Source organism: Chamaesiphon sp. VAR_48_metabat_403 (genome assembly GCF_031422475.1).
Classification (GTDB): Bacteria; Cyanobacteriota; Cyanobacteriia; order Cyanobacteriales; family Chamaesiphonaceae; genus Chamaesiphon.
Map to the genome: position 1 here is coordinate 1 of NZ_JANPLS010000334.1, position 9,526 is coordinate 9,526.

At 44.6% G+C, this 9,526-nt stretch carries 9 protein-coding genes; 3 read left to right on the forward strand and 6 right to left on the reverse strand.

The window, feature by feature from the left end; translation table 11 throughout:
* Positions 1-324: 324 nt before the first annotated feature.
* Together RMO79_RS16110 and hisG are read left to right on the forward strand one after the other, a co-directional pair.
* A complete protein-coding gene (locus tag RMO79_RS16110; RefSeq protein ID WP_310484192.1) occupies positions 325-2,250 on the forward strand; it encodes an ABC transporter ATP-binding protein in 1,926 nt (641 codons plus the stop codon).
* A gap of 147 nt (positions 2,251-2,397) precedes the next feature.
* Positions 2,398-3,045, forward strand: a complete 648-nt coding sequence (hisG, locus tag RMO79_RS16115) for an ATP phosphoribosyltransferase (protein ID WP_310484193.1) — start codon at positions 2,398-2,400, stop codon at positions 3,043-3,045.
* A 230-nt stretch (positions 3,046-3,275) separates the two neighbouring features.
* On the opposite strand, the gene RMO79_RS16120 is transcribed toward hisG, so the two are convergent.
* The 4 genes from RMO79_RS16120 to RMO79_RS16135 form a co-directional block, all read right to left on the reverse strand.
* Positions 3,276-4,022 carry a methyltransferase domain-containing protein gene (locus tag RMO79_RS16120; RefSeq protein ID WP_310484194.1) on the reverse strand — a complete coding sequence of 249 codons (747 nt, stop codon included), beginning with the start codon at positions 4,020-4,022 and terminating at the stop codon, positions 3,276-3,278.
* Between the two features lie 224 nt (positions 4,023-4,246).
* On the reverse strand, positions 4,247-5,695 hold the full coding sequence (gene gatA, locus RMO79_RS16125) for an Asp-tRNA(Asn)/Glu-tRNA(Gln) amidotransferase subunit GatA (protein WP_310484200.1): 1,449 nt from the start codon (positions 5,693-5,695) through the stop codon (positions 4,247-4,249).
* A 183-nt stretch (positions 5,696-5,878) separates the two neighbouring features.
* Positions 5,879-6,010, reverse strand: coding sequence for a hypothetical protein (locus RMO79_RS16130; protein WP_310484195.1), 132 nt, complete (start codon positions 6,008-6,010; stop codon positions 5,879-5,881).
* Positions 6,011-6,231: 221 nt separating this feature from the next.
* Positions 6,232-6,537 (reverse strand): hypothetical protein, encoded by a 306-nt coding sequence (locus RMO79_RS16135; protein ID WP_310484196.1) that lies wholly within the window; start codon positions 6,535-6,537, stop codon positions 6,232-6,234.
* A 187-nt stretch (positions 6,538-6,724) separates the two neighbouring features.
* Between RMO79_RS16135 and RMO79_RS16140 the strand changes: the two genes are divergently transcribed.
* The gene (locus RMO79_RS16140; protein WP_310484197.1) at positions 6,725-7,216 is read left to right on the forward strand and encodes a hypothetical protein; all 492 of its coding nucleotides are present in this window, start codon (positions 6,725-6,727) and stop codon (positions 7,214-7,216) included.
* A 287-nt stretch (positions 7,217-7,503) separates the two neighbouring features.
* Here RMO79_RS16140 and RMO79_RS16145 read toward each other — a convergent pair whose 3' ends face one another.
* Together RMO79_RS16145 and upp are read right to left on the reverse strand one after the other, a co-directional pair.
* The gene (locus RMO79_RS16145) at positions 7,504-8,628 is read right to left on the reverse strand and encodes an aldo/keto reductase (protein ID WP_310484198.1); all 1,125 of its coding nucleotides are present in this window, start codon (positions 8,626-8,628) and stop codon (positions 7,504-7,506) included.
* A 126-nt stretch (positions 8,629-8,754) separates the two neighbouring features.
* Entirely contained in the window at positions 8,755-9,408 is a 654-nt protein-coding gene (gene upp / locus RMO79_RS16150; protein WP_310484199.1) for a uracil phosphoribosyltransferase, read from the reverse strand.
* Between the last annotated feature and the right edge of the window lie 118 nt (positions 9,409-9,526).

Here is a 9,526-nt window from a genome sequence, read left to right on the forward strand (position 1 = left end):
TTATAATGGTATGTCGCCAGTCGAACGGGGCACATTCAGATCGATTCGCATTCCAGCCGCAGCAGAGACTGATAATACAGCGAGGATTCCAATCATGAATTTTTCTGCTGTTGAAAACTTGTCGTCTAGCTAATAGTGACAGCTCGATCGATCTGAATGTGCCCCGATCTGCTGGTGATGTACCATTATAAATCCGATTTACGATCGATCGACATATTACAGTATTGCCATAATTTAGTAGCAATCGATCGTAGCAACTTGTACCGATCGATAGCGTAAGATAGAGCTATCTTAGTTAAATCGACTCTCATTTTAGATCTACCTATGGCCGATCGATCTCCCGTCCTGGATGTTCGTAATTTACGGGTGCAATTCCTCGGTGCCAAGCAACCTGCGATTGATGGGATCTCTTTTGCGCTACAGCCGGGGCAAACACTAGGCATTGTGGGTGAATCTGGTTCTGGTAAATCGGTAACATCTCTGGCGGTAATGGGATTGCTGCCTGGTGCGGGTAAAGTTACCCAGGGTGAGGTGTGGTTTCAGGGTAACGAGCGGGATGGGGGTACACCTCCACGGATCGATTTACTCTCGTTATTTCCAGCACAATTTTCGAGTTATCGCGGCGCGCAAATGGCGATGATTTTTCAAGAGCCAATGACTTCGCTCAATCCGGTATTTACGATCGGTTATCAATTAGTCGAAGCAATTACTCAGCATCAATCTTTATCGGCGGCTGAGGCTCGTCGGCAAGCTGTTTATGTATTGCAAGAAGTCAAGCTAATTCCCAGCGACGATCGGTTAAAAGAGCAGTATTTAGCTAATACTAAATTGTTAGAACTACCGACAGCGGAGCCGAGCGATCGAGAACTTAATGATGCGATTAATCAGCAAAAATTATCGTGGCTAGAACGTTATCCGCACGAACTTTCGGGCGGGCAATTACAACGGGTAACGATCGCAATGGCAATTTCTTGTAATCCGACTTTGTTAATTGCGGACGAACCGACAACAGCGTTGGATGTGACTGTCCAAGCAACAATTCTCGAACTACTTCAAGAGTTACGAGATCGGCGGGAAATGTCGATGATTTTTATCACTCACGATCTGGGAATTATTGCTGAAATTGCCGATGTGGTAGCAGTTATGTATAAAGGGAAAATAGTTGAGTGCAAACCGATTTTAGAACTATTTCAGAATCCCACCCATCCCTATACTAAAAGTTTATTAGCCTGTCGTCCGCGTCCCGATCGAGCGACCTCAATTCTGCCGACAATTAAGGACTTTATGGAAGAACGCGTTCGTGCGGATGGTAGTATTGAAATTCTCGAAAAGCCGCAACCATTATCGGTTGTAATGCAAGACACAACCATCGATAATCGCGAACTCAAAGCACCCGAAATAGACGATCGGTTGACACCAATTTTAGCAGTTAATAACTTAAAAGTTGGTTTTCCCGCACGCGGTATGTTTGGGAAGAATCATCAAGAATATACTTGGGCAGTAAATGATATTTCCTTTCATGTTAATTCAGGTGAAACACTCGGTTTGGTGGGCGAATCTGGATGTGGTAAAAGTACTCTCGCCCGCACGATTCTCAGATTAATCGAACCTCAATCGGGTTCGATTTATTTTCAAGGTCAAGATATTACCACACTCCGAGGCGAACAGATGCAAATCTTGCGCCGAGAGTTACAAATTGTTTTCCAAAATCCATTTAGCGCGCTCAATCCTCGGATGAGTATTTGCGATTTAATTGTCGAACCGCTAGTAATTCATAAAACACTTAAAAGCAAAGCACAACGTCAAGAACGTGCCGAATATTTATTACAACGAGTTGGGCTGCATCCAGATTATCTCAAACTTTATCCACACCAACTATCTGGCGGTCAACGCCAGCGGGTATGTATCGCCCGTGCGCTTGCACTCAATCCTAAGTTTATCATCTGCGACGAGTCGGTATCCGCCCTCGATGTCTCGGTTCAAGCGCAGGTATTAAACCTATTTAAAGAGTTACAAAGTGAATTCAATCTTACCTATATTTTTATCTCCCACGACTTGAGCGTAGTTAAATTTATGAGCGATCGCATTATGGTAATGAATCAAGGTAAACTTGAAGAAATCAATTCTGCCGAAAATATCTACCGATCGCCACAAAAAGAATATACTCGTAAGTTAATCTCCTCGATCCCCCTCGGTACAATCGATCGCATTATTCATCAACAAAGTAATCGAGAATTAAGTAATAAGTAGGGAGCGGGGAGCGGGGAGTTCGGAGTTCGGAGTTCGGAATGATAAATAATAAAAATCCCCAACTCCTAACTCCCATCTCCCCACTCCCATCTCCCATCTCCCATCTCCCATCTCCCCACTCCCCACTCCCCACTCCCATCTAATTCAATGATTACCGTAGCCTTACCAAAAGGTGGTTTGCTAAAAGATTGTATCCAGCTATTTCAGTCTGTTGGTTTAGACTTTAGTGCCTTCTTAGAAAAAGATAACCGCCAACTTCAAATTACAGATCCCACCAATCGCGCTAAAGCATTACTGGTTAGGAATCATGATGTCCCCGTTTATGTAGAATACGGACAAGCTCAATTAGGAATTGTCGGGTATGATGTACTGCGAGAAAAAACTCCTCAAGTCGCTCAATTAGTCGATCTCAAATTTGGTACCTGTAGACTGTCGGTAGCAGTCAAAGAAAATAGTCCCTACCGGAATACATTAGATTTACCCGCGCACGGTAGAGTCGCCTCGACATTCGTGCATTGTGCTAGAGATTATTTTGATAGTATCGATCTACCGATCGAGATCGTACCACTTTCTGGTTCGGTCGAATTAGGGCCGATTACGGGTATGTCTGAGGCAATTGTCGATTTAGTATCGACGGGTAAAACACTCAGAGAAAACGGTCTGATCGAGATTGAAACTCTATTTTACAGCAGTGCCAGACTAATTGCTCATCCGTTAAGTTATCGACTCGATCGAGACGAACTCAGCGATTTAGTTGCCAAAATTCGCTCTCAAGTACTAGTAACTAGTCAATAGACAACTCCGAAATTAATGTAGGGGCAATTCATGAAGCGGTATCTGCTAAGGCAGAGGCTTCGCCAACGCAGCCGGGAGGGAACCTCCCGGATTATGCGACACAAGACAGCGGCGTTTTTATGTCTAGGGTTCCCCCCGAATAAGAAAACGACAAGACATTGCCCCTACATTAATTTCGATCGTAAATTTAGAATTTGACAGTGAGGATAACACACCATCTTCGATCGTTCTTAACTGTTAATTAATTTTGTTGCTTCAAGCGTGAGTGTTTCTAATTTCAAGAATCCTGCTGGCAATCGACTCTCATTTTCTAAATTTTTAAATGAATCGATGTTACTGTCATTGAGATTGCATTTGACAATGTTGGTAAATCCGGCTCTTTCTAAAGATAATCGCAGCGTCTTCTCATCATAAATGAACTGATGACCCCAGTCGCGCACAAAGTTATTAATTACAAATGTGTCGTGATAAGCATCGACATGTGGAACGAATTCATGCGTAGCCCATTTAATATATTCGTGTTGCTGACTAGATTTACCTTCCTTATAAAGATCGATTAAAAATGGCAGATTGGGTGTTGATATTCTGATTTTTCCTTGAGGCTTGAGGGCGTGGAAACAACTAGTCAACATTAATAATCCATCGGCATATGATATGTGCTCGATCATGTGTTCGCTAAATACGCAATCGAATCGATCGTTTTCTAGTGGAAAAGGTTTAGTGGCATCGAGATTAAAAATATTCGGTGAAAATGGCTTCAGATCTGAATTCAACCACCCAGGTAGCATGTTACCACCACAGCCGATGTGCAACTTCCGAATCTCATTTTCTTGAAAATAATTAGCAACTATTTGCCGATCGACACTACCGAATTTTCTGACTAGTTGGTAATTTAAACTTTTGACTATATTCGCAACTGATCTGGCTAGATCGTATACAGACGTGTTACTTAGAGATTGTTTAATTGCTTCCTTCATAGATATCTTCCTTGCTTAAAATTACTTTTAAACTAGTTTCCCCAATTCGTACCGATCTAAAATTTAAACGATAACTATATTTTAGATAGTAACATGTGTTATGTTTCACAATTTAGTTCCGATCTACTCCGGTTGTTACCCTAGCGATATCGATCGCCATCGCTAGGGTAACTAAAAAATTGGGTAGGGGCAATGTCTTGCGAAAAATCGATCTTTTACCTTTTTTATAGTTGCGGCGATCGCGTGTGCCAGGTGGTAGACTGCTCGTAAACGTGAGCGACTTGCAGCAACAGATCTTCGCGTAAGACGTTGCTGAGTAGTTGAATCCCGATCGGCATTCCGTTATCGTCAAAGCCGCAGGGGATACTAATTCCGGGCAAGCCAGCGAGGTTGACGGGAATAGTCATTAAGTCGGAGAGGTACATGCTCAAAGGATCGGCAGTTTTTTCGCCAGCTTTAAAAGCCGTCGTCGGTGCGGTAGGGGTAATCAGAATATCGACTTGACTAAACGCAGTTTTAAAGTCTTGCTCGATGAGCGTTCTTACCTTTTGAGCTTTGAGATAATAAGCATCGTAATAACCCGCTGAGAGCGCGTAGGTACCCAGCATAATTCGCCGTTGCACTTCGGCACCAAATCCGGCGGCTCTAGTTTGGGTGTACATGGACATCAGGTTATCAGCCTCGGCGCGGAAGCCGTATTTAACACCATCGTAGCGGGCTAAATTTGCTGATGCTTCGGATGGGGCGATGACGTAATATGTGGGCAAACCATAGCGGAAGCGGGGACAAGAAATTTCTTGAATTTCCGCACCTAGAGAACGGAAATGTTCGATCGACTGACGGACGGATTCGGCAACTTGCGGATCTAAACCTTCACCAAAAGTTTCGGTAATTACGCCGATTTTTAAGCCTTTGGGTAAATCTGGCGTGAGTAATTGGGAGTATTTGGGCGTTTTAATATTGAGGCTGGTAGAATCTTTAGGATCGTGACCGACGATCGCTTCGAGTAAAATAGCGGCATCTTCGACAGTACGCGCAAATGGCCCAATTTGATCGAGAGAAGAGGCATAAGCCACCAATCCGAATCTCGATACCAATCCATAGGTCGGTTTTAGCCCCACCACGCCACAAAAAGACGCAGGCTGACGAATCGAGCCGCCAGTATCGGAACCGAGCGATACAACGCATTCTGACCCCGCTACAGCCGCAGCCGAACCGCCTGAAGATCCGCCCGGTACTCGCTCTAGATCCCAAGGATTGGCGGTGACTTGATAGGCAGAGTTTTCAGTGGAACTCCCCATTGCAAATTCATCGAGGTTGGTTTTACCCAGGGATACTGCGCCTAAATCTTTGAGTTTTTGGGTGACGGTAGATTCATAAGGGGGAATAAAGCCAGCCAGAATTTTGGAACCGCAGGTAGTGGCGATACCCTGGGTACACATATTATCTTTAAGCGCGATCGGAATCCCCGCTAGGAGGGGAATATCTTCACCTGCGGCAATTTTGGCATCTACTAATCTTGCCTGCTCCAGAGCTTGAGTGGGTGTGGTACATAAGAAACTCCGCAGTTTGGGTTCGAGCTGCTCGACTCGTGCGATCGCTTCTGTGGCGATTTCTACTGCCGATCGTTCTTTGGTGACAAGCTGATGGTGCAATTCGCGAATAGATGCCATGTGGAGTGAAGGATAGAGGTTAGAAGGGGAAATTCCGATCGAACGATCGAGTACGACAACTGTAACTTGCAAACCAATCGATCGAGGATGTAGGCTCGATCGGGGTTCGGGTAACGTACTCTATATTACTGGAAAGTGCTGTATGGTTCCCCACGGGTTGTTGCAGTACTAATATCTTACTCACTAATTTACCAGCAAGCATTTCGCTTTCTTGGCATCGAGCGGATGAGACTGAATATATTCTTGTTTTAACCACTGACAACCTTGCTCGATTAAAGTCTGGATATCTCGATCGATCTGCCATACCATTGGCATCCGATCATCTCCGCCAGCTAATAAATATTTGCCCTCTTTACTGAAATTGGCAATTGGTATTCGATCCGATCGATTCCAATTTTATTAATCTTCTTTATGAGCATAACTTGACCTTTCTCGGTGCCAACAGCTCACATTAACAGGGGTAAAAACAAAGGTCTCGATCGACCGATCGAGACCTGCTGGGGGGTTAAAATTTAACTAAATTACGATCGACTCCTTTAAGCCTCATCTGGAGTTGTTACTTCTGCTGAAGTCTCTTCAGTTGCAGTTTCTTGCATCACTTCTGGTTCTGCTTCCTTGAGCGTGGGAGGCTTGGCTTTGCTGGGTTTGGGGCCTCTCATCAGGGCGAGATTTTCTGGGGGTTTAGATTCTTCTCTTTTATTTGAGTCTCTTCTGCCACCACCCTTTTCACCACCACGGCTAGAACTACTCTTCTTGCTAGGGGCTTCAGAAGACTTGGGGGTACCGTCACTCTCAACAGGTGGATTTTGACGATCGGCTTTCTTGATTGGACGGTCTACCATTGTTTGGGTTTGAATTACTACTAATATTTTAGCTGGTCGAGGGGCGATTTCTATGACTCGTCCGCACGACCCGAACTGCAATCTACTTTACAATGATTCCCCCACACGCGCGCTGGCGATCTGGGTCATTTACATTAGTTTGCACAAAGTTGATTTTTGGGTACCTCTTTCCCTATACTCAGTACCCATGCACGATCGACTAGAACGAATCGAATCAGTAAAAGCAGGCAGTCTCGGCGGGATTGTCGCAGGTATCGGCTATGGTTTGACGATCGCCATGGAGCGATTTATTTTATCAAACTCTGCTCGATTGTTGGTAAGTCTGGTTTTAGAAGTAGCCATCGCGATTTTCTGTGGCTTTTTATTTGGCGTTACTTACCGTTATATCATCCGCGCCGATCGTAACGATCATCTCAATTCTGGTGCAGTTTTAGCTTTTGGTTTGGTACGCGGTTTATCTCAAGTAGATACAGACAAATTTGAACTAGCCCAAATCTGGCTCGATGGGTTAATACTGTGCAAAAGTATTTTTATGTTTGCGATCGCGCGGTATGCGATCGATTATGCTCTGGCTGCAAATTGGGTATTACCGTTTACATTAAGAAGCCAGCAAGAATCAATTAATATTAATTTGGCAGCATCGACGCTACAAGAACGAGAGATTGAGGAGGTTGTCTAGGGTTACCATTTAACAATATTTTCCCGATCGCCATCGACCTCCTGAAACAGATGAAACCCAAAATTTTCGTTTCTATTTCATGCAATCGTACCAAGGTCTGTTGTGCGCCAGGACAGCAGCTTCTGTGTGCGTGTTTCTAGAGCTGCTCCGCAAAAAAATGTTCGTCAAAGAACATTTTGAAAAAAATAGGGATATACCAACCTAAGAGCGATTTTTTCGATGAGACGCTCCCCTTCTCCTTGCGGAGACGCTTACGAACGATAGATATCTGAATTATTTGCATAAATCTATTCCCACAATCTTCGCCCCTGGCGAGTATATAGTCGATCGTGAGTATCGGTTAATAATTGCGGAATATTCAACTCTTGCGGACAACGGGGCAAACAATCTCCACACCCGTTACACCGATTGGCTTTCATGCCTGGGAACCAATGTCCAGCATTTTCAAACATCTGATAGCGATACTTGCCATAATCGGTCATGTCGTAAGCAACAGACAGATTTCGCAGTCTCAATACTTCAGGTATATTAATCTGGGCGGGACAGGGCAAACACGCATGACACTGACTGCAAAGATCGGTATTCAGGCTAGTTTGTAATTGTCGCTCTAATCGATCGAGAATATCTAATTCGACACTCGTCAGCGGATCGTTGGCATCGGCTGAATCTAGGGAGGGATAAAGTTCGTCGGGATTTGCCGCACCCAGACTTAGGGTACTAATGCGATCGTCGGACAATAGCCACCGATAATTAAAGGCTAGGGGTGTTAGTGGCGCGCACGATGTGACTAAGTTCGGCGGCGGGGTGTAGAGTTTTCCGCCTTTATCCGCAGGGGAAATAATATATATCCCCATATCGTATTCACTCGCTAGGGCAATCGCGGGTGCCAGTCGCTGAAAGAAGTAATAATAGTGCAGGTTGATAAATTCAAATAATTTTGTCTCGATCGCGGCGAGAATTAGTTCTAAACTACCGTGAGTGGAAAAACCGACATGTTTGACCTTACCCGACTCGATCGCGTCTACAATTGCCGGGTAGCAGCCATTCGTCACCCATGCTAAGTGTTCGGGGGTGTTAATGCCGTGGATTGCCAGACAGTCGATATAATCTACCTGTAAGCGTGTTAAAGATTCATCGATCCACTGTGCCATTAATGCTCGATCGGGTGTCGGCGATAATTTGGTTGTAATATACAACTGCGATCGATCGACTGGTAACTCGCGCTGAAGTGCTAGTCCCAAATATGTCTCGCTTTGTCCGTATCCTCGTGCTGTTTCTAAATGGTTAATCCCCATCTCTACAGCTTTATGCACGGTTTGATAAGCTGTTTCCGGCTCGGCTAAACATCGCATCATTCCCAGTGAGAATGCGGAGAGTGAGAGATTAGTTTTGCCAAAACGTCGGTAGTGCAATTAGGTATTAGGTGTTAGGTGTTAGGTGTTGGGTTTTTGGCACGCAATTGTATTTGAGGCATCCTACCTCCAAAAAGTTAACTCATTTAACACCTAAAGCCTAAAGCCTAATACCTAAAGCCTAATTTAGGTGCCGAAAGATCGATCGCCAATATCTCCCAAACCGGGGACGATAAAACCATTTTCATTTACATGTTCGTCGATCGTGGCGGCGTAGATACTTAAAGTCGGATAAACTTCACTCAACTTTTGTAAGGCTGGCGGTGCGGCGATGATGGAAATAATCCGCACGAAAGCTGGATCGATGCCTCTTTGGGTTAATTCTCCCATTGCGTGCATGATTGTTCCGCCAGTTGCCAACATCGGCTCGGCGATAATAATCCGCGTTTCGGGGTCGAAGCGATCGGGTAATTTATTTAAATAACAACTTGGGAGTAATGTATCTTCATTCCGGACTAATCCCAGATGGTAAATTGCCGATTCTAGCGGTAATACGGACTGGATTCCTTCTACTAATGTCAATCCCGCTCTAAGAATTGGCACGATCGCTAGCTTAGTCTGCGGATGGACGAAAATGGCTTTAGTCTCCGCCATTGGTGTCGGAATCGCGATTTCGATCGTCGGCAACCATTCTCTAATTGCTTCGTATGCCAACCATTTCCCTAATTCTGCCAAAGTTTGCCGCATAATTTTCGGCGAAGTTTCGACATTTCTCGCCATCCCCAACCAGTGCTGAATTAATGGATGTGGGGGAACGTAGACGCGGAGTTGGAGTGCCATAATCGGGGAGTGGAGGGAGTAAGAAGTAAGAAGTAAGAAGTAAGAAGTAAGAAGTAAGAAGTAAGAAGTATTTAAAACCTGGAACGCAGTTCCAAAGCCTAAAACCTAAAGCCTAAAG